This window comes from Brenneria uluponensis, from assembly GCF_032395385.1.
Classification (GTDB): Bacteria; Pseudomonadota; Gammaproteobacteria; order Enterobacterales; family Enterobacteriaceae; genus Prodigiosinella; species Prodigiosinella aquatilis.
On record NZ_CP135917.1, the window covers coordinates 1,100,570 to 1,126,238 of the forward strand.

Annotated in this window: 21 protein-coding genes and 1 pseudogene; 6 read left to right on the forward strand and 16 right to left on the reverse strand. The window is 52.0% G+C overall.

The features are described from left to right. Positions 1-5: 5 nt before the first annotated feature. From RS889_RS05055 to RS889_RS05080, 6 genes and pseudogenes are all read right to left on the reverse strand, one after another. Entirely contained in the window at positions 6-1,232 is a 1,227-nt protein-coding gene (locus tag RS889_RS05055; protein ID WP_315709593.1) for a sugar ABC transporter substrate-binding protein, read from the reverse strand. A 582-nt stretch (positions 1,233-1,814) separates the two neighbouring features. Then, the gene (locus tag RS889_RS05060; protein WP_315709594.1) at positions 1,815-2,726 is read right to left on the reverse strand and encodes a DMT family transporter; all 912 of its coding nucleotides are present in this window, start codon (positions 2,724-2,726) and stop codon (positions 1,815-1,817) included. Next, entirely contained in the window at positions 2,723-3,226 is a 504-nt protein-coding gene (locus RS889_RS05065; protein ID WP_315709596.1) for a DUF1203 domain-containing protein, read from the reverse strand. Before RS889_RS05065 ends, RS889_RS05060 begins: the two co-directional genes overlap by 4 nt. Before the next feature lie 245 nt (positions 3,227-3,471). Beyond that, positions 3,472-3,665, reverse strand: a pseudogene (locus RS889_RS05070) (IS5/IS1182 family transposase); the annotation flags it as partial. A gap of 84 nt (positions 3,666-3,749) precedes the next feature. Next, on the reverse strand, positions 3,750-4,136 hold the full coding sequence (locus RS889_RS05075) for a VOC family protein (RefSeq protein WP_315709597.1): 387 nt from the start codon (positions 4,134-4,136) through the stop codon (positions 3,750-3,752). Positions 4,137-4,349: 213 nt separating this feature from the next. Beyond that, positions 4,350-5,144, reverse strand: a complete 795-nt coding sequence (locus RS889_RS05080; RefSeq protein WP_315709598.1) for an inositol monophosphatase family protein — start codon at positions 5,142-5,144, stop codon at positions 4,350-4,352. Between the two features lie 100 nt (positions 5,145-5,244). Here RS889_RS05080 and RS889_RS05085 point away from each other — a divergent pair, with 100 nt between their 5' ends. Next, positions 5,245-6,015 carry a DeoR/GlpR family DNA-binding transcription regulator gene (locus RS889_RS05085; RefSeq protein ID WP_315709600.1) on the forward strand — a complete coding sequence of 257 codons (771 nt, stop codon included), beginning with the start codon at positions 5,245-5,247 and terminating at the stop codon, positions 6,013-6,015. Positions 6,016-6,314: 299 nt separating this feature from the next. Here the strand turns inward: RS889_RS05085 and RS889_RS05090 are convergent, their stop codons facing one another. Beyond that, positions 6,315-8,699, reverse strand: coding sequence for a glycoside hydrolase family 3 N-terminal domain-containing protein (locus RS889_RS05090; RefSeq protein ID WP_315709601.1), 2,385 nt, complete (start codon positions 8,697-8,699; stop codon positions 6,315-6,317). Positions 8,700-8,730: 31 nt separating this feature from the next. After that, positions 8,731-10,122, reverse strand: coding sequence for a glycoside-pentoside-hexuronide (GPH):cation symporter (locus RS889_RS05095; protein ID WP_021017376.1), 1,392 nt, complete (start codon positions 10,120-10,122; stop codon positions 8,731-8,733). 562 nt (positions 10,123-10,684) lie between these two features. Here RS889_RS05095 and RS889_RS05100 point away from each other — a divergent pair. Next, positions 10,685-11,926, forward strand: coding sequence for an NRAMP family divalent metal transporter (locus RS889_RS05100; protein WP_315709603.1), 1,242 nt, complete (start codon positions 10,685-10,687; stop codon positions 11,924-11,926). A 130-nt stretch (positions 11,927-12,056) separates the two neighbouring features. On the opposite strand, the gene RS889_RS05105 is transcribed toward RS889_RS05100, so the two are convergent. From RS889_RS05105 to RS889_RS05140, 8 genes are all read right to left on the reverse strand, one after another. Continuing rightward, positions 12,057-12,287: a pyridoxal-phosphate dependent enzyme gene (locus tag RS889_RS05105; protein WP_315709605.1), complete on the reverse strand. Its 231-nt coding sequence runs from the start codon at positions 12,285-12,287 to the stop codon at positions 12,057-12,059. Positions 12,288-12,365: 78 nt separating this feature from the next. After that, complete coding sequence (locus RS889_RS05110) at positions 12,366-13,481, reverse strand: M24 family metallopeptidase (protein WP_315709606.1); 1,116 nt, start codon at positions 13,479-13,481, stop codon at positions 12,366-12,368. Then, entirely contained in the window at positions 13,478-14,707 is a 1,230-nt protein-coding gene (locus RS889_RS05115; protein ID WP_315709607.1) for a M20 family metallopeptidase, read from the reverse strand. Before RS889_RS05115 ends, RS889_RS05110 begins: the two co-directional genes overlap by 4 nt. 18 nt (positions 14,708-14,725) lie before the next feature. Further along, complete coding sequence (locus RS889_RS05120) at positions 14,726-16,375, reverse strand: dipeptide ABC transporter ATP-binding protein (protein ID WP_315709608.1); 1,650 nt, start codon at positions 16,373-16,375, stop codon at positions 14,726-14,728. Beyond that, positions 16,375-17,202 (reverse strand): ABC transporter permease, encoded by an 828-nt coding sequence (locus tag RS889_RS05125; RefSeq protein ID WP_021017371.1) that lies wholly within the window; start codon positions 17,200-17,202, stop codon positions 16,375-16,377. The genes RS889_RS05120 and RS889_RS05125 overlap by 1 nt, the downstream gene beginning before the upstream one ends. After that, positions 17,195-18,142 (reverse strand): ABC transporter permease, encoded by a 948-nt coding sequence (locus tag RS889_RS05130; protein ID WP_315709609.1) that lies wholly within the window; start codon positions 18,140-18,142, stop codon positions 17,195-17,197. The genes RS889_RS05125 and RS889_RS05130 overlap by 8 nt, the downstream gene beginning before the upstream one ends. A gap of 13 nt (positions 18,143-18,155) precedes the next feature. After that, positions 18,156-19,754, reverse strand: a complete 1,599-nt coding sequence (locus tag RS889_RS05135; RefSeq protein WP_315709610.1) for an ABC transporter substrate-binding protein — start codon at positions 19,752-19,754, stop codon at positions 18,156-18,158. Positions 19,755-19,779: 25 nt separating this feature from the next. Beyond that, on the reverse strand, positions 19,780-21,066 hold the full coding sequence (locus RS889_RS05140; RefSeq protein WP_315709612.1) for a M20 family metallopeptidase: 1,287 nt from the start codon (positions 21,064-21,066) through the stop codon (positions 19,780-19,782). A gap of 77 nt (positions 21,067-21,143) precedes the next feature. Here RS889_RS05140 and RS889_RS05145 point away from each other — a divergent pair, with 77 nt between their 5' ends. The 4 genes from RS889_RS05145 to RS889_RS05160 all read left to right on the forward strand — a co-directional run bounded on the left by RS889_RS05145 (position 21,144) and on the right by RS889_RS05160 (position 25,669). Continuing rightward, complete coding sequence (locus RS889_RS05145; protein ID WP_315709613.1) at positions 21,144-21,917, forward strand: GntR family transcriptional regulator; 774 nt, start codon at positions 21,144-21,146, stop codon at positions 21,915-21,917. A gap of 1,029 nt (positions 21,918-22,946) precedes the next feature. Further along, complete coding sequence (locus tag RS889_RS05150) at positions 22,947-23,936, forward strand: ABC transporter substrate-binding protein (protein WP_315709615.1); 990 nt, start codon at positions 22,947-22,949, stop codon at positions 23,934-23,936. A gap of 123 nt (positions 23,937-24,059) precedes the next feature. Next, positions 24,060-24,905 carry an ABC transporter permease gene (locus RS889_RS05155; RefSeq protein WP_021017364.1) on the forward strand — a complete coding sequence of 282 codons (846 nt, stop codon included), beginning with the start codon at positions 24,060-24,062 and terminating at the stop codon, positions 24,903-24,905. Continuing rightward, positions 24,905-25,669 (forward strand): ABC transporter ATP-binding protein, encoded by a 765-nt coding sequence (locus RS889_RS05160; RefSeq protein ID WP_315709618.1) that lies wholly within the window; start codon positions 24,905-24,907, stop codon positions 25,667-25,669. Before RS889_RS05155 ends, RS889_RS05160 begins: the two co-directional genes overlap by 1 nt.

A 25,669-nucleotide genomic window follows, 5' to 3' on the forward strand; every position in this document is an offset into this window, starting at 1 on the left:
GGCCCCTATGGGTTGATTTGTGCATTTTGGCAAGCTTTCGCCATTCCTTCTCCCTGGCACAGTTTGGCCGCTTTGACAAAGCCATCTTTTATTACTGTGCTTTTGACGTTGCTTGGTGTGACCCAAATCGGTGAGGCTAAAACCGACGGCACGGACTTGCCGGTTTTCGAGTCAAGCGTTTTACCATTGACTAAACTTTTGGGTGGCTGCATCCCCGCACGCAGATAGATCGCCAACGCCGCCGCCGCTTGCGCTTCCAGGTAGATAGGTTTGTAGACGGTGCCACATTGATAACCGGTAATAATGTTTTTGATTCCCGTTAAGGTCGCATCTTGGCCTGTAGTAGGGAAGGCATGTGGCGGCACTTTTAGGGTTTTCAGATAGGCGATTACCGCGTTGGCATTGCCATCATTGGGGGTGACCACCGCATTCATCTCCGGGTGCGCAGTAAACTGCTGCTGGAAGGTGGTTTGAGCAACCGCTGGGTCCCAGCTGCCAGCGGGCTCGCCGACATTCACATAAGCACCTGATTTAAATTTGGGTTGCAAGACGCTCATATAACCATTGTGGAACAAGGTGGCATTGTTATCCGTTGGCGCACCGCTCATCACCAAAACGTGCGGTTTTTTGATCTGCCAATCCGTAATGCACTGTTCGAGACCTTTACCAATGAGTTTTCCGACCTCCACATTGTTAAAGCTCACATAGTAGGCGCGATTGCCGCCGAGCGTGATGCGGTCGTAGTCAATTACCGGCACGCCATGGGCTTTGGCATATTGCTCGATAGCAGCGCCACCGCCTGATGATATGGGGTCAATTAACAACACGCTGGCACCTTGCGCGATATCTGATTGCGCTTGGGTAAGCTGGGTGGCTTCACTGCCTTGGGCGTTACTGATCATATATTGATCCGGGGTTAACCCCGCCGTTTTAAATGCCTGTTCCAGGTAAGGCTGGTCAAACGAGGTATAACGAGCCGACGTGGTGGTCTCAGGGAGGATCACGCCAATTTTCCCCGAGCCTTTTTTGACAATGGTGTGCAACTGGCTCATTGCGCTAAAGTCGGGGGTAAAATCGGCTGCTGAAATGGCCGCCTGAGCACAACCGGCGACACCAAGACCCAGCAGAGCAATATAGGTGCTGATGAAGTGGACTCGTCGATTCGGGCGGCGTTCACGACTTATTACAACGCATTTCAGGTTTTCTTTTAATTGAGATGATGTCGATGTCATATTTCTCTCCGTTGGATTTTATTAAGTAAGTCCAAGTCAGTTGAGTGGCTTGTCATTGCCCTGCTATGTACATCAAAATAACCAAAAGCGTGAAGACGGCGATCGCAGAGATTCGCAGTCTGATGGCATGCAGTATGGATAGCCGTACCAAGAGAAAAGGTGAATTATGTGGCTGATGTTAAAATTAGGTTATTGCTTGATAATAAAGAGTGCGATATGTCACGTTTGTGCTAGCAAATATGTTTGCATGTATACAAAATAGGTTAGTAAATGTTAATGAAGTTGTTGCCTTTAGTTAATTTATGCGGCCTGTTTTTCCTGATCAGTACGGCAGTGCGCTTGTGGTACTTGTGGTAATGTATTAACGCTACCTCACAAGTGCAAAGCTGTTGCCTCGATGCGCCAGCAGACAGGTAATAAAAGATGTGGTGTTTGGTTATATTGAAATTGACGAAACCGTTACCGTCGGCACAGTGCCAATGGTTGGTTAAACTCGAAACAATATGAAATAAAGAACCTTACTTAGAACTGTGTCCGTTATTGTTGGGCAGGGTCATCTATGTAAGGTTGCTAAAAAATCAGCTAACAAGTACCACTTTTTATGATCTTATATGCCTTTTCTGGACTCACCAGCATCCATACTGCAATACAGACAATTAATGAGCCGATGATAAAACCTTCTGTAATGGTTTCGCCTAATGCAAGATAACCCCACAATATTGCGAACGGTGGAATCAGAAATGTCACCGTTAAAGAACGTAGAGGGCCAATGTCCGCTATCAGTCTGAAATAGAGAATATAAGCCAGTGCAGTACAGATAAAACCGAGCGCAAGCACACTTGCCCACACGTATCCCTGAAACCAGTTGATTGCCGGTCCCATGCCAACTGACCAGCAAAAGAACGGCAGCAGAAATAGAGTGGCGCCAATCTGGCTGCCAAAGGCGACTATTTTAGGATCAAGTCCGCCTCTGTTTGAGATCCAGCGACGAGTCAAAAATCCAGCCAAGCCGTAACACCCAGTTGCGACCAAACACGCAATAATGCCTGCAGCTACACTACTGGTGGAGTTGACTTCCCCTACAGTGGTAATCACTATTATCCCTATTAGCCCCAACAATACCCCCATCCATTTTTTTGCCGTCAACCGCTCACCAAAAAAGGCGAATCCGATCATTACTCCCATTAATGGTGTCGTGGCATTAAGTATTGCTGAATATCCCGCCGGTAGCCATCTGGCTGCCAAGCAGTACATAAAGAATGGCACTCCTGAATTAATAACTCCAAGTATTAATGAAAACTTAAATTTACCGTCAAAATGGAATGAAGATTTAAGTAATAAAAGAATTACAGTGAGACCCGTTAAGCCAAAAAAAACTCTTAAGAAAGCCGTGTTTACTGCACCAAACGCTGGTGCAGCAACTCTCATAAATAGAAAACTTGCTCCCCATATTGCAGCCAGAAAAAGTAATCGAATATAATCTGAAGTTCTCATGCTTCACCTTCATTAAAAATGTTGTTTTGCCTATCGCTTCGGGTAATTCGACATGAAAAACAGCCTTGTTTAGCATTGTGAGCAAGAATGTATTTTATCTGAGTATTTTCAAAATATGTTAATATGTTTTCTTCAATCTCATCATTAGACGCGATTTCTGCATCAATCATCATGTCATTATTATCGAATGCACGTAATGACATAATTCTTGAATTCATAACTTCGGGTATGCAATCGATTAAAATAGCCGCTTCACTTGTTCCTTCCCAGATAAATATTGCATGTGAACCTCTATATGGCGTCGGACTATACAGGTAAGTGTGATTGAGTAATATGGCATATTCTCCAACAGGAATATATCTCAATGAAATTCGGTCAGGATAGGCTTGGGACTTATCAACTTTAATCCTGATGGCGCCATGCTCTTTCAGTTTACGGTCTGATAAACCGTAAAGATGTTCGAAATCACTTCCGTTCAACCCCTTAATTAGATAAGACATATTTTATTCCAGTACAGGATGATATCGTTAATACATTTATTAATATCATATGTTCAATGTAAGCGGTAAGTCCGATTCTTGCTTTTCATTCTAAAATTCATTAATTTTTAGGTTTGATATATTTGAGAATGTTTACAAACATGTTATTTGTCATGTTATTGGACCATGGTACAGCAAACGGGTGAGATTTGATGCGCAGGTAGCCGGGATGGTTTCACCACTTTTTTTGCATCGCCTCTTGGATGATTTCGATCGGCGTACTCCGCTGGCCAGTAACCTGCACGGGTTCGCGACGGGATCAGTGCCTTGATTTTCTTACGAGTTAGTTCGTCGTGGCACCGCTATGTGTCATAAGCGCCATCAGCTGAAGCCCCCTGATTTTCTGGAGGGTCTGGCGGACAGGTCCCGGGAATGCCTCTGCATCGGTCACATCTGTCACTCTATCGCCTTCTGGCTCATTTTCAAAAGAGGCGACAACTATGCTGATATTGATGGATCTGTGTGTCAGCTTATCTACAGTATTCTACTTTGCCACCAGTTCTATGCGGTTACCATCCGGATCAGCGATGACAGCCTCGTAGTAACCGTCACCCGTCAGACGGGGAGGACTAAGCAGTGTGCCGCACTGACGTGCATTCTCCGCTAAACGATCTACATCCTCAGGGGTACCCACGGCCACTGCGATGTGCGCCCATCCGACGAACTCCGGATATTTAGGTGCTGGAGGAAGTGCTGGCAGTGTCATCAGTTCGACAGTTGGCCCTTGCGTCAGGGTGATGAAGTGTGATTCAAACCCCGGCCGGTTCTGACTAATATACCGCGCGTTGCTTTTCCCGCCGAAAACCTGCTGCCAGAACAAGACCTGGGCATCCAGGTTACGGGTCCAAAGTGCTACATGTGTAATTTCCATAATTAACTCCGTTACTGTTTTTGCGTCCCAGATCAATCGTCAGGGACACTCTTGCAATGATGCGCATCAAGGACAGCACCGCCGAACGCGATAGGTAGGCGACTGCCCCGGCGATATTCTTGTCCTGCAAGATGCCGGCTAGCAGCATGGCCGTCAGGGCATTTATGCCTTGACAGAGCAGCACGGTATCCAGGGTGTGCATCATTTATCCTCTTAGTTTGTAGCGTTCAGGATCTGTAGCACCTCGGCATGCAGAGTGGGGGAGCCACAGGTAACAATGGCTCCGCCTTTTTCCGGTCTGCCTCCATCAATTGTGGTGACGATACCTCCGGCCGTTTCAATAATCGGGATCAGCGGTACAATATCGTATGGCTGCATGGAATACTCCACGCAGATATCGATGTATCCTGCTGCTAGCATGGCCATGGCATAACACTCGCCGCCAAAGCGGGTCATCAGTACTTGACTGCTCAGGTCTTCGAAGTGATTGTTCGGATACAAGGCTATGGATTCCGGGGAAGTGGAGTGCAGTATGGCTTGATGCAGGCGAATATTTTTTCGGGTCTGAATGCGAAACTGACCGATTGGCCCGCAGGTCCATGAATGCTCGCCATCTGACCAGAATCGCTCGCGGGTAAAAGGCTGGCTCATCATGCCCATTACGGCATGCTCCTCATGAATCAGACCAATCAGAGTGCCCCAGACTGGCAGGCCACAGAGAAAGGGACGGGTGCCGTCGATGGGATCGATGACCCACTGATATTCACCAGATCCGGTACGACCATACTCTTCGCCCAGGATGGCATGATTCGGGAAGGTCAACGTGATGTATTCCCGGAGGCGCTTTTCGGTCGCCCGGTCTGCGTCGGTAACGGGGTCGAAGCTGAAACCTTCTTTAAGTTTGCTTGTCACGCCCAGATTAATGTGTTGGCGATAGCTCTTCATCGTGATGTCTTCAGACAGCGCGGCCAGTTGGTGCAGGAAACAGATATCGGGTAGTGATGACATAGTGAGATCCTCTCGTCAGGTCAACATCAGTTGACAGATTCACCATCAATTCGTGATCATGGCTATTCATGCTCGATTGTGGGATTAATAAGGAGATTTTATGCTCGATTATGCAGCTTTTCCAGAGCAACGACAAGCCCTCATTCGCCAGATCCTTCAGGAGAACGGAAGGGTGATCTGTGCGAAGCTCGCTGCTCAAATGAACGTGTCTGAGCATACAATTCGTCGGGATTTACAGGAGCTTAGTAAGGAAGGTATATGTAAAAAAGTCTACGGCGGAGCTGTTCTGCAATTGCCTGATGCTGGTAGCTTTGTCAGTCGAAAAGGGCAAGAGTTTGCAGAAAAAAGCATAATCGCGCAAAAGTGTGTGGAGTTTGTTAAGCAGGGCTCCTGTGTTTTTATCGATTCAGGTACCACAAATCTTGCTATTGCCCGAGCCCTCTCAGAAGATCTCCGGGTCACGGTGGTCACCAACTCTCCGGAGATCGCCGTTGAACTGTTGAAACGTCCTCAGTGTGAAGTGATCATGCTTGGCGGACGTGTCAATAGAACTCCGGGGGGATGTGTGGGTAGCACTGCCGTAGGCCAACTCCAGGGGATGATCTTTGACCAGGCATTCATTGGCGCCTGTGCGATGGATCCGGATGCCGGGCTGACGGGCTTTGATTTTGAGGACTGTGAGTTCAAGAAAGCGGTTGTTCGCCAGAGCAATCAGGTCATCATAGCGCTGACGGCAGATAAAATTCCTGGTCTGGCGCGTTATGTTGTAGCTGATGCCAGTGAAATTGATGTGATGGTGGTGGAAGAGAACCTCAATAAGGAGTTTCTTAGCGCCTTTGATGCACAGTCTATTCATATCGTTACCGTCTGAGTAGGTAATCGTGGGGGGCGCTATCGTCTTGGTATCCAAGGAGATATTAACCCTGGCGATGGGTATCATCTTAATCTGCTGTTTCGGATGCGGCGTGGCGTTGCTGCTCTGGATTTGACGTTTTTCGCTATTTTAAAACTGCCCGTAAGCACGGGTAGCGCTCGTTAAAATCTGGGTGAATACCAAGGTTTTACTGTAATTATGGGAATGGATTTTTACGCGGTAAAAATAGAGCGTCGTTTAGTTATGATGATGTTAGGTTGTAGCGGCGGAGTTATTGACTTCGCCGCTACGTCGTTTTAGTCCTCCCGCGCTATCCGGCAATAGCTCTCCATACGCCAGTTTTGTGGCAGCACATGTGTTGTGCCGCGGGTCATAACGACGCCCTTGGCGCGAATATCGGCGCTGGAAGCCCCGATCTGAACCTCGAATTCGCCAGGTTCTACGATTCTGCGACCCTGAATATCGGTAAAATTCAGCATATCGGTGGGGATATGGAACTCCAGCACGGCGCTTTTTCCTGCTGCCAGCCAGATGCGCTGGAAGGCTTTTAATTCTTGTATCGGGCGTACCAGCGACGCCAGCACATCCCTGACATAGAGCTGTATCACGTCGCATCCCGCCACGGGTCCGCTGTTGGTCACGCGTATGCTAGCCACCAGTTCGCCATTGTCGATCGCCACCGGTTCCCCGATCAGTTGAAAATCCTGATAGGTAAACCGGGTCCAACTAAGGCCATAGCCAAAGGGGTAGCGGGTGCCGAAGGAGAAAGCGATGGGCGTACCGCCGCTTTTCAGCTTATGGTTGTAATAATAGGGTGCGGCTCCGGCGCTAGTCGGTGCCGAGATCGTCAGTCGACCGGCCGGTGCCTGGGCGCCACTTATGATGTCGGCGATGGCCCGACCGCCTTCCTGACCTGGTGCGAATGCCATCAGGTAACCTGCCAGCCGGTCTTCCATGCCGTTAAGGTGGTAAGGCCGTCCGCCAGTCATGATCACGACGGTAGGTGTGCCAGTGGCTACTACCTGTTCTAATAGTTGCTGTTGTACGCCGGGCAACTGCAAGCTGTCCGTATCGGACCCTTCACCCACCGTCCCACTCTGGAACAATCCAGCCAGATCACCGACAAATACCAGTGCCACATCACAACGGCGCGCCAGCGCCACTGCTTGCGGGATCAGGCTTTCATCTTGAGAAACTGGTGACGCCTGCAACGGTCGGCCACTATCACCGGGGAATACTGGTGTACCCGCTTGACGTGTCTCAAGGATATGGCAACCCTTGGCATAGTGAATATTATCGTCGCCGTAAGCGGCGCGCAGCCCCTGTAACGGTGTCGTTACCTGATTGGTCTGGGCGACAAGATCGCTGATAATCAGATGAACCGGGAAACTATAACCGCTCAGTAGCGCCAGCGGATCATCGGCGGTGGGGCCTATCACCGCGATGCTGTTGCCGCTCGTCGGTACCAGCGGCAGCAGACCGTTGTTTTCCAGCACGGTAATGGACTGTACCGCCACCCGCCAGGCCAGTTCACGGGTTGATGCCGACTGTAGGTTGATCTGTCGCTCATCGACGTAGGGGTGTTCGAACAACCCCAATCGGAATTTTTCCTGCAACACGCGCGCGACGATATCGTCTATTTTGTCCATGGTTATCAGACCTTGCGCGACGGCTTGCGCCAGATGTTGAGCGCAATCTTCCTTTGGCAACTCGATATCCAGTCCGGCGTTAAACGCCAGCGCCGCAGAGTTCGCCGCGTCGGGACTGACACCATGATGTTGGTGCAACAGGCTGATGCCACCATAATCCGCCACGATCAGCCCGTCGAAACCCCAGCGGGTGCGCAGCACGTCGGTCAGCAAGAAATGGTCACTGTGGCAGGGTTGGTTATCAATATCATGGTAAGCCGGCATTACCGATCCTGCGTTGGCCAGCTTCACCGCCATTTCAAATGGCAGCAAGAATGTATCATTCAGTTCGCGAAAGCCGAGATGCACCGGCGCATGGTTGCGTCCCCCTTCGCTGAAGGAGTGTCCGGCGTAGTGTTTCAGTGTTGCAAGCAGATCTCGTCGCGGTCCCTGTAATCCCCGGACATAGGCGCACGCCATGATGCCCACCAGGTAGGGATCTTCGCCAAAGGTCTCCTCGGTACGGCCCCAGCGTACATCACGCGAGACATCCAGTACCGGCGCTAATCCTTGATGACAGCCAACGCTTTTGGCCTCCAGTCGGATCGCGGCGGCTACCTGTTCGATGAGCGCCGGATCCCAGGTTGCGCCATAATTAAGCGGTGAGGGGAATAGGGTGGCGTCTTTACAGAGTAATCCCACCAGGCACTCTTCATGGAACATCGCCGGAATACCCAACCGCGTCTCTTCCATCATGGTCTTTTGCAGACGATTTAATGCCCGAACGCCTTCCACTGGCTCCACCACGTGGGATCCCAGCGGGCGGGTAATTTGTCCAATGCCAAGCCTGAGTTGGGCCTCCAGCGCCAGAGATGCCGACGCGCCGCTGAAATCATCGCTCAGATCGCTACGCACCCGGTGATGACCGTCACTGGCGAGGATCAGCCACAGCCCGTGCAGTTGCGCAAATTTTTCCTCGTCGCTCATGCGGCCGAGTAGATCCGTCACGCGCACGGACAGGGGCTGCGAAGCGTCCTGATATGGATAGGCCATAGTGATTCTCCTTATTCAGACGTTGGGATGTTCAGATGTTTGCATGATTCACCGTCGGTTCCGTTGTGTCTGGTGTGGATCGGTTTTTCAGCGCCAGCTGGCTGGCAATGTCTCGCACATAGCTGCTGTTAAGTTTGTAGGTAAACAGCAGGATTCCCATCAGGGTAAAGAGCAGCGAAGGGACGAGGGTGAATAGCGCGTTGATGGTGGTTAACACCGTTGGTAGCTGCAACGCGGTGTTGGGCAAGTAGTCGACAAAGCCCAGCACCCAGCCGACTACCGCACCACCGATTGCCAATCCGAACTTGATGGCGAACAGCGCGGTAGAAAAGACCAGACCGTCCAGACGACGGCCGGTGCGGTGTTCTTCATAATCCACCACATCGGAAAACATGGTCCACTGCAACGGGGTAGTGAGATTCTGGATAAAACTGAAAATAATATTGAGGGAAAATATCAGCCACACGGCGTGTGGGGAAATAAAGAATATCACCGAGCCGCAGATGACAAAGGTCAGGATCATATATTGATAGGATTTTACCCGGTCAAATTTACCGAGCAGCGTTTCGGAAAGCAGCGCGCCAAATAGCGCCGCTACCATACCGCTGACAATAAAAGGAAATATCAGCTGTGGTTGCAATAGAACATATTTTACATAGTAAATGGTGGCTGATCCGCGGGTGACCACTGCCACCAGCAGCAATATATTGAAGATAAAAACGATACGCCACTGGTGATTACGCCACAGTAGCTTCAGGTCGTTGAATATTGAATTTTTACCGCTGTTTCCTGGGTGATAGCGTTCTTTGGTCATAAAAAAACAGCAGAAAAACAGAATCACACCCAACAATCCCATCAGGCTCATGGCGTAAAAATATCCGTTGCGGGCATTGCCTTGCCCTAACCAATCCACCAATGGTAAGGCGATTACCGTGACCACCAACCCGCCGATAAACGACAAGGCAAAGCGCCATGACTGGATTGAATGACGCTCACGCGGATCCTGGGTCAGTGCTCCGGGCATCGCGCAGTAGGGTACGTTAATTGCCGAGTAAACCAGGCAGAGAAGACAGTAAGTTACGCTGGCGTAAATAATTTTTCCTGTCAGCGAAATATCGGGTACATAAAAGGTAATCAGGCAGCAGATGCCGAAAGGCACAGCAAACCATAATAACCAGGGTCGAAACTTGCCATATCGGGTATGGGTACGATCGACCAGAGAGCCAATATAGGGGTCGATAAAAGCATCCACTGCGCGTACCGCCAGGAACATGGTGCCCATTACCGCGGCGGGCAGGCCGAAAACATCGGTATAAAAATACGCTAGGAACAGGGTGGCGGTTTGCCAGACCAGCGCGCTTGCCATATCGCCGAGACCGTAACCTATTTTATCTTTTACGGAGAGTACCGGGTTATTTATCATTATGAACTTCCTTCTTTTTGTCAGGAAGATAATGGCCTTTAGGCCACTGAATTGTTTTTAATAGACACACGCTTCCCGATGTATTAAATGGCACGAGTGTTAATTCAGAGAGATAACGAATTAGCGCGGGGCAGGTGTGTCAGTGTCCATGGAGTATAAGGAGGTAGTTTTCGGGTAACCAATTGAGAAAATTAACTATAAAATTACGTTTTTTTATTTTTTGCCCTATCTGTGACGGCGAGCATGTTTTAACGCGACGATGAATAAAAGGTAATTAATTGCATACGAAATAATCCATTAGTGCTACTAATCGCCGTTTCGGACAGACGCATACTCGTAATTATTTTCTGCCTAATAGTTTCGGCGATCTTTTCATCGAGCATTTTTTGCAGGTATGGCTTTCTTCATGAAATTCCATATTCGGTGGGGGCAATAATTTATGGTTCAACGATTTCAACGATCCTGTGGTATCTGAATGACAAGTAAAAAGAAAAAAACAACAATGGATCATATTTTGCTTAATAAAACCTTTGGATGACTATTCCATTGGAAGACAAATTGTATGACGGCACAAGAAACACAGAATAAAGCGTTTGTTCGTAGTCGACGCTCTTCATTGATCGCGGCCATTTTTCTGATGGCCACCTCTGCCATTGGCCCTGGCTTTATTACGCAAACCGCTACTTTTACGGCCACGATGGGGGCCGCGTTTTCCTTCGGTATTTTGGCGTCTATCGTCATCGACTTTGTGGTGCAGCAGAACATCTGGCGCATTGTCACCTTGACCCGGATGCGTGCGGCGGATGTTGCAAATATCGCCTTGCCAGGTAGTGGGTATTTGTTGGCGGTGCTGGTTATTTTCGGCGGGTTGGTGTTTAACATCGGTAATATTGCCGGGGCCGGACTCGGATTAAATGCGATGTTCGGCCTTGATCCCAAATGGGGAGGGCTGCTAAGCGCATTTATCACGATTTATATTTTTTCGTCACGTCGAGCCAGTACGGTCATTGACCGCATGATTGTTGTTTTGGGATTGATGATGATCGTTTTGACGTTGTACGTCGCATTCATGTCCTCCCCGCCGATAGGTGAGGCACTACGCCAGAGTGTGTTTCCGGACAAGGTTAACTTTGCTTCCATCACCACTATCGTCGGGGGCACGGTGGGGGGCTACATCAGTTATGCCGGCGCCCACCGCCTGTTGGATAAAGGCATGGGCGGTGTTGAGAACATCAAGGCAGTTTCCTCTGCGGCCACCAAAGGCATTCTTGTGGTGGGGTTAATGCGCTATGTGCTGTTCCTTGCCGTATTGGGGGTGGTGGCTAGCGGGGTAACGCTTGATATATCCAGCCAGGTAGCGAATCCGGCTTCTCAAGCTTTCCAGCATGCGACTGGGGCTCTCGGGGGGCGCATCTTTGGCCTTATTTTTTGGGCATCCGCGCTGACCAGCGTTATCGGGGCCGCATATACGTCCGTCTCCTTTATTACGGTATTTAAAAAATCCATTACCGAGCGCCAGCGCAATATTGCCACGATCATCTTTATTGCCGTGTCGCTGGCGGTTTATCTTCTGTTGGGGACCGCTCCTGCCGCATTACTGGTTTTTGCCGGCGGGTTTAATGGACTTATCCTGCCAATTGGTCTGAGCCTATTTCTCTACGTAGGCTGGAAATGCGCGGATCTGATGGAGGGTTACCACTATCCGCGTTGGTTGTTGTGGCTGGGCCTGGCGATCTGCGGCTTGACCTGGTATATGGGGCTGATGTCGGTGAGTGCCATTTTCCACTTTCTGAAAATGGCTTGAGAGTGCGTTGTGTTTAGCGTGATTGATTTTAATGATTATTTTTAAACTTTAGCGCAGTGGCAGATGATTGGCACAAGGCATTCATCCTTTGGCCGACTGGCAGGACGACGGAAGCACGTCAGGGCTGGAATTAGCCAATGTCTGGTGATTCTGAATCCTCAGTGGTATCGCTATTAGCGCCGGTCAGTATCACTGCGATATGGCTTTCCGGCGCTATTTTCGCTGCATACGCCAGCAACCCGGCAATCCCCGCGGCGCCGGAGGGTTCAAGTATTTGATGAAGGCGGTTTTCTGCATAATGCATGGCTTCTGATATCTGTGTTTCATTAACCATCACCATCTGATCGACCAGGTTTTGCATATCACATACTGATGTAAGTTCACGGGTTTTTTCTCTCATTACCGTACAGGTGACTTTCTGTTATCACCGTACATTTCGTTATGGCAGTAATAGCAAATGACGCGGTAACTGGCTCAGTCGCTGTCCACCTTGGGGCGTTACTACCACGCTTTCACTAAACGCCAGCGAACGAGCGGAGACATACATGTGAAATACCATGTTTTCCTCCAACGGCCAGTGAGCCGTCGGTGTAAAGCAGCGCGAGAAATCACTGGGCCGGGGAGTCCGTGTATAGAGCCCCAGTGCGTAACCGGTGACGTTGCCGTACTGTTCTCTCAAACCCGCATCCAGCACCGCCTGCCGTAATAGTGCATCCACATCGCTGGCATTTACACCAGGTTTCATGGCGGCGATTTGTGCATTCTGAAACTGTATCAGCTGTTCCGCGCACTGGCGGTGTTCTGATGTCGGAGGGCCGATGAGAAAGGGGCGCATCAGGCGCGCACTATAATGGCGGACTTTGGGGATCAACTCGACATGCAGGATGTCGCCCGCAGTCAGATGGTGATCATGCCCACTGGCATGCAGGAAGCCGTTATCCCCGCCAGCGCAGACGATTGGGCCGGTTTCACCACTATCGGCGCCATTATGCAGGAAGATCTGCGCGGCCAGCGCGCTGACATCACGCACCCGCCAGCCGGAAGCCGACTGGGCGGCAATGGCACGCATTGCGTCGTCGGCTATATGCGCCGCCTGGCGTAACGCTTCCAGTTCATCGGTAAATTTTACGCTACGTAGCCGATCGCTTATTCCTGTCATATCCTGCCAGTGAACGCCGGGCAGGCGCTGGCATAATTGTTGCCAGTTATGGACAGTCATGCCGTAGGAGTTGAAATCCGTGCCAATACAGGCATGGCCGTAGCCCCGCTGCGACAGGCTGTCCGCGACTGCCTGATAGGGATCCTGGTGATCATCATAGGTGACAATATCGTTCAGGTTGCTCAACGCACGGCAGGGCGCCTCATCCAGCTGGCGTAATACCATCCAGGGTTCGCCTTCCAGCGGTACCAGACAAGCGCGATAACACGTTTCCGATACTGTGTAGCCGGTTAACCATGCCAGTAATTCTCCGTGGTCGATTAACAACAGCGTGACGTCCGCCAACTGCATGGCGGCTCGGGTTCGTGCCAGGGCAAGCGCATAGTGTGATGTCATGAAAGTGCGCTTTCTGGCTGGCAGATATCCAGGATGGCCAGCAGATAAATGCGGATGGCATCGAGGAAATCGCTGATGTGGACTCGTTCATCCGGCATGGTGTTGAATTTTCCACCAGGGCCGCAAACCACACCTTCCATACCGGCACGCTGGTAGAAATGAGCAGCGTCAGTGCCGTAGAACGCGGGTGGTGTAATCGCACCCGTGGGTTGTGGTGTACCGCGCACGGTCGTATAGGCACGGTTGACCGCCGCCACAATCGCCGATTCACGGGGGACTTCAAAAGGTAGCATGGTGGGTTTGTCCCGTTGACCATCGTCGAACAGTTCTGCTCTGAGACCGGGATGGCGAGCACAGAGATTGTCCAGCAACGCCTGCATATCTGCCAGTACGCCTTTGACCGTCTGACCAGGTGCAAAGCGTGCCGACCCCTTGATGCGGGCGAAATCTGCCACTTGAGGAGGGCGCCATTCCTGCAAATCATGCCCCAGTGCACCGTGGACTATCCCGACGTGGCAACGGTTGATGCTGAGGTGTTCTTTCGTGAGTGCGCCACTGAAGGTCATGGCATTTAACTGCGGAATCAGTTCTACGGCGGCGGCGATGGCATCCACCGCCTGTTCACGCTTGGATAGATGGCGAGTGTCACCGGTTAGTTCAATGGTGAACATCAGCGATCCGGCATGCATGGTCAGCGCCTGGATGTCGGTTGGTTCCGCGTTGATGAAGTAATCGGCCTTGATACCCTGTTCAATAGCGGCGATGGAGCCGATACCACCCTGAAGTTCCCCAACCACGTAGGTCAGGATCACGTCGCCTTTCAGTTTGATACCGGCATCGATCAGCGTTTTCAGCGCACAGAAGTAAGCCGCGTCACCCGCTTTCATATTGGACACGCCGATACCATAGATAAATTCGTCATCAATCTTGCCGTCCCACGGGCCGACGGTCCAGCCTTCGGTCACTGGGTTAGTATCCAGATGGCCGTTAAACAGCAGGCTGTTGCCGCCACCGGTGCCATGCAGGGTGCCAATGGCGTTAAACCGTCCGCCGGGGACCGGTGTGAGAATGGTCTCCAGGCCGAGTTCGCGCATCTGTGCGGCCATGAATTCCGCCAGTTGCCGTTCGTCATCGGTGGCGCTGTAGCTTTTGTGTCGCACCATGGTGGCCAGGAAACGCAGGCAAAAATCGGTGTCGATGCGATGGAGTAACTGTTCTTTGGTCATGATGGATTCATTCTATGTTTAGTTAAATTCAGGTGAACGTGTCTCGGGGGCCGGGATGGCCGACAGTAACGCCCGGGTATAGGGGTGCTGCGCTTGTGCCGCCATCGCATCGCCCGGCAATACTTCCAGCAGATCACCACGGTACATCACCGCAATGCGGTGCGCGATTTGCTGGATTAGATTGAGATCGTGGGTGATAAACAGGTAAGCGGTGCCGTAGCGTCGCCGCAGCTCAAGCAATAATTCAATTACGGTGGCCTGCACTGAGACATCCAGTGCGGCGGTGATCTCATCACAGATCACCAGTTCTGGCGGATGGGCAAAAGCGCGGGCAATCGCCACCCGTTGTTTCTGGCCACCGGAAAGTTCATGGGGATAGCGTGACGCCATTGATGCCGGAAGGCGTACTTCCTCCAGCAGTCGGGTGATGGCCTGCGCTTCAGTTTCACCATCGGGCAGGCCATACAGCCGTAGCGGGCGCGCAAGAATGTCACCGATGCGCATTCGTGGGTTCAGTGAGGCATCTGGATGCTGAAAAATCATCTGTACCCGGCGGCGGTAATCTTTGTCCATCTCGGCATGACCAAACAGCATGTAACCGCGGAAATCCAGCGAGCCCTCAAAGGGCACCAGACCGGTGATGGCTTTCGCCAGTGTTGATTTGCCGGAGCCGGATTCACCTACAATCCCCAGGATTTCCCCCTCATGAAGGGTCAGTGACACCGCGTTGGCAGCTTTGGTGTGGTTGGGGCGGCGTTTCAATAGTTTGTCCAGCAACCGGTGATGACCATACTGAATGGTGATCTCATTCAGGGTGAGCAGTGGTTGCGATGACGGTATGGCGTTTTCCAGCAGGCGTTTCGTGGGATCAGGTATTGCGGCGATCAGTCGCCGGGTGTAGTCATGTTGTGGCATTTGAAATAGGGAGGCTGCATCAGCCTGTTCCACAATACGGCCTTTTTCCAGCACACAGACACGATCGGCGATGTGAGACACCAGTGCGAGATCGTGTGAAATATATAAAGCGGCTACGCCAGTCTCTTCTCGTAGTCGTTCAAACAGTGCCAGAATTTGTGCCGTACTGATGACATCCAGCGCCGTGGTCGGCTCATCAAAAATCAGGCAGTCAGGCTGACAGGCGAATGCGGTAGCGATCAGGATGCGCTGCTTTTCACCGCCGGAAACCTGATGCGGGTAACGTTTCATCATTAGCGCCGGTTCTTTCAGGTCGACATCTCGTAACAGGGTTTCTGCATAGTCACGGGTTTCTTTGGCACTCAAACGACGGTGACGACGTAAGACTTCGGTAACCTGTTCGCCCAGCGTCAGGGTCGGGTTGAGTGAGGCACTGGGATCTTGAAAAATCATCCCCAGTTGTCCACCCCGAAGCTGGTGCAGTTTGTCCGTCGGCAAGGTGCGCAGATTCAGATCGCCAAGATAAATGTCTCCCTGACCCTCTCTGGCATTACTGGCCAGCCAGCGCATGATCGCCCAACCGAGTGTGGTTTTGCCGGAGCCGGATTCACCCACCAGGCCGACCACTTCCCCTCGATTTACGTGCAGGTTGATATCCTGAAGCACTGGCAGGTGTGATCCGTTCGGTAACGTATATACCAGGTTGTAATGATTGACAGCCAGTACCGGTTTTATTGCATCAGGTGCGCACATCAGTGACTCCTCGGATTCAGGACATCACGTAACCCATCACCGAGCAGGTTAAAACCGATCGCCACGATCGCGATGGCCAGTCCGGGGATCAGCATCATCCAGGGGGCGTTGAAGAAATAGGCGCGGGCCTCGGAAACCATCAACCCCCATTCCGGTTGTGGTGGTTGAGCGCCAAGCCCGAGAAAACTGAGGGTGGCGAACAGCATGATGGCAAAAGATACCCGAATGGTGGATTCCACGATGATGGGGGCCACGATGTTAGGCAACATCTCCCGTAGGATGATGTAAAGCGAGGATTCTCCCCGGGCAATGGCGGCATTGACGTAATCCTGCTGGCGCGCTGCCAGCGCGACACTGCGGGCAATGCGCACCATACCGGGGACAAAGGCAATGGTGATCGCCAGCACTGCGTTCAGGCTGTTTTGTCCCAGGGTACTGACAATCAGCAGAGCGAACAGCAAACTGGGGATCGACATGATGGCATCCATAGTACGCATGATGGCTTCATCTATCCTGCCGCCCAGATAGGCACTGGCGGTGCCGATGACCGAACCGATGATCATCGCCAGTACGGTGGCCAGCAGCGAGTCGATAATTGTGGTACGGGCACCGAACAGCACCCGGCTGAAAATATCACGTCCTAGTTGGTCGGTGCCGAACCAGTGCTCAGCACTCGGTGCCTGGTAACGTGCCAGAATGGATATTGCTTCTGGATCGGCGGGTGCCAGATGACTGCCAGCACACACGATCAACAGCGCCACCAGTAGAATACTGACCCCGGCAATTCCTTGCGGGGTACGCAACAGTCTTTTGACTACATCAAACATATTGGATCCGCTTATCAAGCATGGCGTAGGCCAGGTCAGCCAAAAAGTTAACCACCGCATAGGTAGTGGCGAGGATCATGACGCCGCCCTGAATGGTGGGCAGATCGCGTGCTTGTACTGCAACGATCAATTCACGGCCGATACCCGGGATGGCGAAAATTTCTTCCACTACCACGATACCCCCCAACAGATACCCCACATCCAGCGCCACGATAGTAATCGCCGGCAACAGAGCGTTACGCAACGCGTGACGCCACAGGATCCGTCGTCGTGACAGTCCCTTCAGCCAGGCGGCGCGGATGTAGTCGGTATGGAGGACATCTACCATTTCCGAACGCACCATGCGTGATACATGTGCCACCAGGATCATCGCCACCGTCACCGATGGTAAAATCAGGTGGCGCACGCCATCCACAAGGTTCTCGCTGAGCGGTACGTAACCGGTGGCCGGGAGCAGTTGCCAGACATCGGCAAACAGCAGCAGCATCAGGGTGGCGGTCACGAACTCGGGAAATGAAATACCGATATAGGACAGCACGCTGACCAGTACATCCGCCATCTTTCCTTTTCGCACTGCCGCCCAGATACCCAGTGGCAGTGCAATGAACAGCATCAGCGACAGGGCGCACGCCGCCAGCAACAGTGAGCGGGAGAGGGCTGTGAGCAGCGCTGGCGCCACCGGAAGATTGGTGCGCATGGACACTCCGAAGTCTCCATGCAGCATTGCCGTAAGCCAGTGCCAGTACTGTAACCAGGCGGGAGCATCCAGACCGAGGCGGGCTCTGACGGCAGCCAGCGCTTCAGGCGTGGCGTTCTGTCCAAGAAGTGTGACTGCTGCATCGGCGGGTAACAACTGGGTAATGCCAAAGACCAGCACCGAAACGACCAGCAGAGTATAAATGACCAATAACAGGCGTTTTAGTAGATAACTTGCGCTCACAACCACTCCCTGTTTAGTTCCGACGTACCGGTGCTTGAGGCGTCAGCCAGACATGATCAAGACGGAACACCGCACCGCGCGGATGCAGTACGTAGCCGCGCACATAATGCTGGCTGGCGGAGAGTAGATTGAAGAATGCCGGAATCACTGAAGGAATCTGATCGTGCATCAGCAGTTGTGCTTTGCCATAAGACGCCCGGCGTTTGCTGTCATCCGTCGTGCTTCTGGCTGCGGCGATGGCGGCATCGAAATCGGCATTGTTCCAGCGGGTTTCATTCCAGGCGGCATCCGAGGTGTAGAGCAGGGAAAATATTGCGTCCGGTGTGGGTTGCATGTTGTAGAAACCGACATAGAAGTTGCCTTTTTTCCAGACTTGATCCAGATAAGTGCTATTAGCCATGGTTTGGACATTGATACGGAATCCGGCCGGTTTGGCCATTTCCCGTACTGCGATCCCCAATTGGGTGCGGGATGCCGGTTTGTCCGAGGCGATCAGCGTCAGATCCAGCCCGTCCGGGTAGCCTGCGTCGGCCAGTAATGTCTTGGCTTTGGCGTAATCGACTTGTCGTAGTGGAATATTTCTGTACCACGGATAAGAGGCGCTGATGGGCGTGTCATTGCCGGGGGTACCGTAACTGTCGGCTACAAAATCGATCATCGCCTTGCGGTCAATACACAGCGCCAGCGCCTGCCGTACCCGCATGTCATCAAACGGTTTTTGATCGCACCGCATGTTGACATTCAGGAACTGGCCGGATGGCACCCGCAGTGGCTGAATACCACTGGCGGAGGACAGGCGTTTGAATTCGCTGGGCTGGGCTGCCAGCATCAGATCGGTATCCCCGGCGATCAATGCAGAACTTTCGGCGATTGCGTCAGGATAGACAACTATTTCCACCCCATCGAGATACGGGCGTTTCGGGTCGTAATAGTTCGGATTGCGTTTCACCACGATCTTGCGATCAGGCTCATACGATACCAGTATGAACGGGCCTGCCCCTAGCGCTTCTTTTGACAAGCGATCCAACTGATTCTGTGCAATAGCAGCAGGCACAATCTTGGCATCAGGATATGTCAGCATGACAGGCAGGTCGGCATAGGGAGCCTGGGTATTGATCACGACCTTGTCATTGCCATCGGCATGCAGATCTTTGATCGGGCCGATATTGTGCCGCCCCGGCGACGCGTTTTTGACGTCCAGGATAGCATTGAGGCTGGCGACGACATCATTGGCGGTCAACGGTGAACCATCGCTGAATTTCAGGTTGGGGCGCAGCGTGAATGTCCACTGCGTGAGGTCTGCGTTGGCGTGCCAGGCGCTGGCCAGATCGGGTTCGGCCTTCATATCCTGTGTCAGCCTGGTCAGGCCGCTGTAGAGCAGTTCAGCCAGTAGATATTCAGGGTTAACGCGTGCCTGCTGCGGATTTAGCATGTTGACTGCCTGATCGACACTGATGCGCAGAATGCCTCCATTGCGCGGGGTGCCTCCTGGTGTCATTGCACTTGCTTCTGTCGCCTGCGCATGAAATGACAATGGCAGCATGGCCGTGCCGGTTACCAGTGTTGCGTGGGTAATAAACTGCCGTCGGTTTATTCCTTTCATTGCACACATCGCGGTTTCCTCTACTGTCTATTGTTTATAATGAAATACCCTGGGTTGGCGAAAAATCATCGGCCAGATAGGCCAAAATGGACTGCGATAAAGCGACAAGATCCTGCATGGTGGTGTATTCATCGGCAGCATGAATATGGTTATCCGGCCGTGCTAGCCCACCTAACAGAATTTCCTGAATGCCTGCCTGCTGAACCCATCCCATGTCGGAGCTGGTGGATGATCCCCAGGCGGCAAAATCGTCTGTATGAAAACCGAAGCCCAGACTCAGCGCGTGTTGCCAGCGCGGCCAGTGCGGCCCGGTCGGGTCACTGACCGGCGCCAGATGACCGATCAGATAGTGCTCGGTACTCAGTGCGGCGGAAGACGACATCGATTGCGTAATACAGTCGGTCAATTCTTGCCAGACATCGTCAAAATGCTCTTCAGGTGCGTAGCGGCGGTTAACCAGTAGGTCGAAGCAGGCTGGCAGCGTGGAACCTTTACTGCCGCCTTGGGCCATCGCGAGTGTCAAACGGGATGTCAACGGTTTACCCGCAAAGTGCGGTGGCGATGGCATGGCAGAAGTACGCTTCTCGACTCGTTGTTTCAGCGCCATCAGCGCCTGCATCAATGGCAGACTCTCTTCAATGGCGTTGATACCGTCAACGGGATCGCCAGAGTGCGCGGCCCGGCCTGTCACACGGATCTTCACATCCAGACTACCAAAGCAGCCAGCCCAGATACGGGGAACCGCTCCACCATTGAAACTCAGCATATGTCCCTGAAATAGCTGCTGTTCGGCCAGATAGCGAATACCGGGATATAGTCCGCCCTCTTCATCGGTACACAGTAACAATACCGGGTTGAAGCGTAGCTTGAGCTTATACCGCTGTGCGGCACGAAGCGCCGCCAACGCGGCGACGATCGTCCCTTTCATGTCAGCGCTGCCACGGCCAATCAAACGCTCGCCAGTCTGACTGAGTACCAGTGGCGGGTAATGCCAGCCATCACCTGGTGGTACGGTATCGACGTGAAAATAGAGATTACAGTTTTCCGCGGCATCAGCGGGCAGCGTTGCCAGAAGATTGATCCGTTCTCCCACTGCGCTGCCATCTGGTGAATGCCATAAAGACTCGGGTACTGAAACGCGTTGAAAGGTAAATCCCATCGGTGTCAGCAGAGACTCCATCAGATTGGCAAACGCACCGTAACCATTGCCAGGCGGAAAGCTGGTATCAACGGCGAGCATCTGACGCAAATCTTGTAGAATGGCGGTTGAATCACCAGATATTGCCGCCAAAGCCTGCTTAAAATGAGATTTTACGTGCATGTCATGTTCACTGAGTTGTATTTCTATATAGTTTATAGATAATGCAGATAAGCGAGATGGTCAACAGGTAATCATTCATGATAATGAAAAGATCTGACGGACAGGATGCAGTGGTTTTTAGTCGTCTTGAGGAGTTTGAAGGTGCCCCGCGCTATGAAGTGGTGAAGCGCTATATCAGTGAATCAATACTGGTGGGGGAGCTGGCTGCCGGTACGGTACTGCCCAGTGAAAATGCTCTGGCGGTCGATTTTGGGGTTTCTGTGGGGACGATTCGCAAAGCGCTGGCCGCCTTGACCACCGAAGGGATGCTGATGCGCCGCCGTAAAACGGGCACGGTGGTCACAGGATGGGCACCGTTGCACAATTTGAGTCACTTCTTTCGCTATTTCCGCCTTCATGGCAAAGATGGTCGTTTGCTCAATTCACAAACGATCCTGCTGGATTACCACCAAGCACTCGCCAGTGAACAAGAAGTGGAAAAACTGAAGCTGCAACCAGGTGACACGGTTATCTACCTAAAAAGGCTGAGAAAAATAGATGGTGTACCCGCCATGCATGAAACTATTGTGCTGCCTGAAGCGCGCCTGCCCGATTTTCCGCATGAAGATCAAGTGCCGTCATTGCTCTACCGGTTTTTGATGGATCAGTACGATATTCGAGTGGCGGCGGTGCGTGAGCAGATCACCGCTGAACTGGCCAGTGAAGAAGATTGTCGATTGCTGGAGTTGCAATCGCCTCAGGCGATACTGGCCATTGATGAAATCTCTTTTGATCAGAGCGCACTGCCAGTGATTCTGGCCCATCACCGTTTCATTACCAGGAACGTCATGTATGTCAATGAGATCCGTTAACAGAGCCTGAATTTATCCTCGCATTTCAGTTCACCCGATATGCTTATTCTGAATTTGTAGCAAAATCTGTTGGTTGTGCGAGGGCCTTGTCAAGTCGCGTACAACTCTGCTCCCGGCAACGTTGCCACCCGAATCACTAACTTGAGTAAGCTCATCGGGATCCCTTCGTTTGCCGGGTTCCTGCAACTGAATTATTTAGCGTGTAAAACAGCCATACTCGTCTCATTTCCTGCACAATATCGGGGGCAGGAACTGATTTATTTATTACTGTCGTAAGATATCCCTGATGAAGGCGAAAAAGATCCTGTATCGCGCCTGTAACTGATCTGCAACTGACACAATAGTGAGCCAGATAAATTTATATATAAATCATGTGCCTGTGATGAATATGGCTGCTTGTATTTATGACAGACTTTCCGCTAAAGGCAAATCACTTGTACCGATCGATGATAGCTACAATATAGTTGAAAACTATCAATAAAAGATTATTGATCTGTATAAACGATCGATACTATATTAGAAAATTTTAATTTATTCTATAGTTTGTGTTTTCTTTGACCACTAAAGGTGGATTTTGATGATGTCATCGCCTCTTTCATCAAAGAAAATACGGTGCTTTTACTTCTTTCTATCAGCGTTTTTTCACACCATCGTATGCAATAACGTAAACGCAGTAATTGTAACGTCCCCCTTCTGGATAGCGTTTTCCGCCTGTGCCGATAATTTTAATAAACTCGCTCAAGCACTACGACAGAGGTTAAGGCCCTTCTCATTGCCCCGGTTCGTTCGGTTATGCTCAAAACGCGAGCAGTTATGGTGCAAAGAATCGCCACCCTGCACCACATTGAGCCAGTCTGCTACCCATGACGATGAAACGAAGCCCCTGCCTATGGTGGTGTAAAGCGCGAAGTATGTATGTTGAGAGATTGGCATTTATATTGCATATACTTGTATATACATAGACAGACAATGACTTAATAGACAGACGACAACTTGAAACTTGCTTAACTTCACCAGAAGGAAATCGATATGCTTTCTTTGCGTACCATAAAATTTTCACTCGCTGCTGCTTGCTGTCTTGGCGTACTAGCGTCCACCACTTCCCTGGCGGCGCCAGCGCCAGAATCTGGTGAGTTGAAATTAGGTGTGGAGCCCTGGCTGGGTTATGGCCAGTGGCATGTTGCCGCCGCTCAGAACCTGTATAAGAAAAACGGTCTGGAAAAAGTCGATATCATCAACTTTGCTGAAGACAAGGATATTAACGCGGCGCTAGCCAGCGGCCAGATCGATGCCGCCAGTATTGCGACCCATACCGCGATGGGCATGATTTCCGCCGGTTTGCCCGTGAAAATTGTCCTGTTGCTAGATCAGAGCCAGACTGCCGATGCCATGCTGGTGTCCAAGGACGTGAAAACCCTGAAGGATTTGAAAGGTAAGCGGGTGGCTTATGAAGAAGGCACCACCAGCGATATTTTGCTGCGTAGCGCCCTGTCCTCAGTCGGGATGTCGCTCCGTGACATCAAGCCAGTGCCGATGCCAGCCGCGTCTGCCGGTAGCTCGCTGATTGCCAAACGTGTACCGGTAGCGGTGACCTACGAACCTTATCTGTCGGTAGCAATGAAAGCTGACCCGAGCGTGAAAATGCTCTACAGCGGGAAAAACGATCCGGGTCTGATCAGCGACGTATTGGTCGTGCGTGATGATATGATCAAGAACCGACCCGGTCAGATTGCGGCTCTGATTAAGACCTGGGGCGAGGCAGTGACGCATTATCAGGCTAATACTACTGCCGATCGTGCGGTGATTGCCAAGGCGGTCGGCTCCACGCCGGAAGACCTTCGTACCGCTTTTAACGGTATCAAATATTACACCCTGGCCGAGAACAAGCAGCAATTGAGCCACGAGTTCTCGAACAAAACCTTCCCCCATGTACTTAAAGCGGCTACCGATGCGGGTATCGTAACCCGAGCTATTACGCCGAAAGAGGCGATTAACGCCAGTTTTGTTAACGCTGAGTGATCGTTACTGTTTCCACGTTCTCTTTCCTCTGCGGGGAGAGTTGGCGGGGACGTCGCCATGAACGTTCCTCGTCCTGATGTCCTCCGCCGGGAGGCGTAATAACCGGCTGTGTTCGGAGGCAGTATGAGTTCGTTAAAGCTGGAGAGCGTCAGCATGCCAGACAAACCGCGCCGTCGTCGTTGGAGCCTGATGACCATCGGTAAGGAACCTACACGCACGCAATTTCTGACTATCGCCGTGGCAGTGTTTGTACTGCTGTTGCTGAGCTGGTGGCTGGCCACCCGTAACGGTGCGATCCCAGCCATTTTTCTACCTGGTCTGGATCGCGTCTGGTGGCGTATTGCCGGCCTCGCGGCTGATGGGACACTGTGGGGGGATGTGAAAAGTAGCCTGTACCGCATTGTGATCGCCTTTGCCATTTCGTCGGTGATGTCTATCGTCATCGGTGTGTTAGCGGGTTGCTACGGTCTGTTCAAGGCTATCGTCGAACCGCTGGTGGACTTTATCCGATATATGCCGGTGGTAGCCTTTGTGCCGCTGACGATTCTGTGGACCGGCACCGATGATATCCAAAAGTTCCTGGTGATCTGGATTGGTACCTTCTTCCAGCAGGTGCTGATGATGATTGATGCAGTCAAACGGGTGCCCATCGACTTTATTGGTCTGGGCCGCACGCTGGGCATGCCGGATCGCAAGATCTTGTATCGTATTGTGTTGCCGGCTGCATTACCCGGTATTTGGGATGCCCTGCGTATCAGTCTGGGTTGGGCCTGGACCTGGTTGGTGCTGGCCGAGCTGGTGGCTTCAACTTCCGGACTGGGCTACCGCATTGTGGTGTCGCAGCGCTATTTCCAGACCGACACGATCATCGGCTATATCCTGTTGCTCGGTTTCCTCGGGCTTATTACCGACCAACTGATGCGCGCCGCTGAGCGCGTGCTGTTCCGCTATAACCGGAGGCGTTCCTGATGGCTACCTTAACCCTGCAAACGCTGGAAAAAAGTTTTCCGTTGGGCAAAATGCGCCGCCGCGTGCTGCACGGTATCGACCTGACCCTGCATGATAACGAGTTCGTGTCGATTGTCGGTGCCTCGGGTTGCGGCAAAAGCACGTTGCTGTCCATCGCCGCCGGGCTGGAAGAGTTCGACAGCGGCGACGTGCTGGTGGATGGGCAGTCGATTACTGGTCCCGGTATTGATCGTGGTGTGGTGTTCCAGTCCTACACCTTGCTGCCCTGGCTGACCGCGCGTCAGAATATTGAATTCGCCCTCAAGGCGGCTGGCATCCCCGCCAGTCAGTGCCGTGATATCGCTCAGCAGCACCTGGAACTGGTGAAACTCGACAACGCCGGCGACCGTTGGCCCGGCGAGCTGTCCGGTGGCATGAAGCAGCGCGTGGCGATTGCGCGTGCGCTGTCTTATCGTCCGAAGATCCTGCTGATGGACGAGCCGTTCGGTGCGCTGGACGCCATGACGCGTCACCAGATGCAGCAACTGTTGATTGAAATCTGGGAAAAGCACCGTCTGACAGTGATGTTCGTCACCCACGATATTGAGGAGGCTGTGTGGTTGTCTGATCGTATAGTGGTGATGGGACAAGGCGTTATAGAGACGACTTTCGATGTCGGCTTGCCGCGCCCACGCGTAGAGGCATTAAGCCGAGAGGCTGAATTTATTGACCTACAGCATCGTGTTCTGGATCGCATACGCCATCCGGCACTGGCTAATGAATAA

Bases quoted from the DNA above. Each gene is read 5' to 3' on its own strand.
- RS889_RS05055 (WP_315709593.1), bottom strand. From the start codon at position 1,232: ATGACATCGACATCATCTCAATTAAAAGAAAACCTGAAATGCGTTGTA.
- RS889_RS05060 (WP_315709594.1), bottom strand. From the start codon at position 2,726: ATGAGAACTTCAGATTATATTCGATTACTTTTTCTGGCTGCAATATGG.
- RS889_RS05065 (WP_315709596.1), bottom strand. From the start codon at position 3,226: ATGTCTTATCTAATTAAGGGGTTGAACGGAAGTGATTTCGAACATCTT.
- RS889_RS05075 (WP_315709597.1), bottom strand. From the start codon at position 4,136: ATGGAAATTACACATGTAGCACTTTGGACCCGTAACCTGGATGCCCAG.
- RS889_RS05080 (WP_315709598.1), bottom strand. From the start codon at position 5,144: ATGTCATCACTACCCGATATCTGTTTCCTGCACCAACTGGCCGCGCTG.
- RS889_RS05085 (WP_315709600.1), top strand. From the start codon at position 5,245: ATGCTCGATTATGCAGCTTTTCCAGAGCAACGACAAGCCCTCATTCGC.
- RS889_RS05090 (WP_315709601.1), bottom strand. From the start codon at position 8,699: ATGGCCTATCCATATCAGGACGCTTCGCAGCCCCTGTCCGTGCGCGTG.
- RS889_RS05095 (WP_021017376.1), bottom strand. From the start codon at position 10,122: ATGATAAATAACCCGGTACTCTCCGTAAAAGATAAAATAGGTTACGGT.
- RS889_RS05100 (WP_315709603.1), top strand. From the start codon at position 10,685: ATGACGGCACAAGAAACACAGAATAAAGCGTTTGTTCGTAGTCGACGC.
- RS889_RS05105 (WP_315709605.1), bottom strand. From the start codon at position 12,287: ATGCAAAACCTGGTCGATCAGATGGTGATGGTTAATGAAACACAGATA.
- RS889_RS05110 (WP_315709606.1), bottom strand. From the start codon at position 13,481: ATGACATCACACTATGCGCTTGCCCTGGCACGAACCCGAGCCGCCATG.
- RS889_RS05115 (WP_315709607.1), bottom strand. From the start codon at position 14,707: ATGACCAAAGAACAGTTACTCCATCGCATCGACACCGATTTTTGCCTG.
- RS889_RS05120 (WP_315709608.1), bottom strand. From the start codon at position 16,375: ATGTGCGCACCTGATGCAATAAAACCGGTACTGGCTGTCAATCATTAC.
- RS889_RS05125 (WP_021017371.1), bottom strand. From the start codon at position 17,202: ATGTTTGATGTAGTCAAAAGACTGTTGCGTACCCCGCAAGGAATTGCC.
- RS889_RS05135 (WP_315709610.1), bottom strand. From the start codon at position 19,754: ATGTGTGCAATGAAAGGAATAAACCGACGGCAGTTTATTACCCACGCA.
- RS889_RS05140 (WP_315709612.1), bottom strand. From the start codon at position 21,066: ATGCACGTAAAATCTCATTTTAAGCAGGCTTTGGCGGCAATATCTGGT.
- RS889_RS05145 (WP_315709613.1), top strand. From the start codon at position 21,144: ATGATAATGAAAAGATCTGACGGACAGGATGCAGTGGTTTTTAGTCGT.
- RS889_RS05150 (WP_315709615.1), top strand. From the start codon at position 22,947: ATGCTTTCTTTGCGTACCATAAAATTTTCACTCGCTGCTGCTTGCTGT.
- RS889_RS05155 (WP_021017364.1), top strand. From the start codon at position 24,060: ATGAGTTCGTTAAAGCTGGAGAGCGTCAGCATGCCAGACAAACCGCGC.
- RS889_RS05160 (WP_315709618.1), top strand. From the start codon at position 24,905: ATGGCTACCTTAACCCTGCAAACGCTGGAAAAAAGTTTTCCGTTGGGC.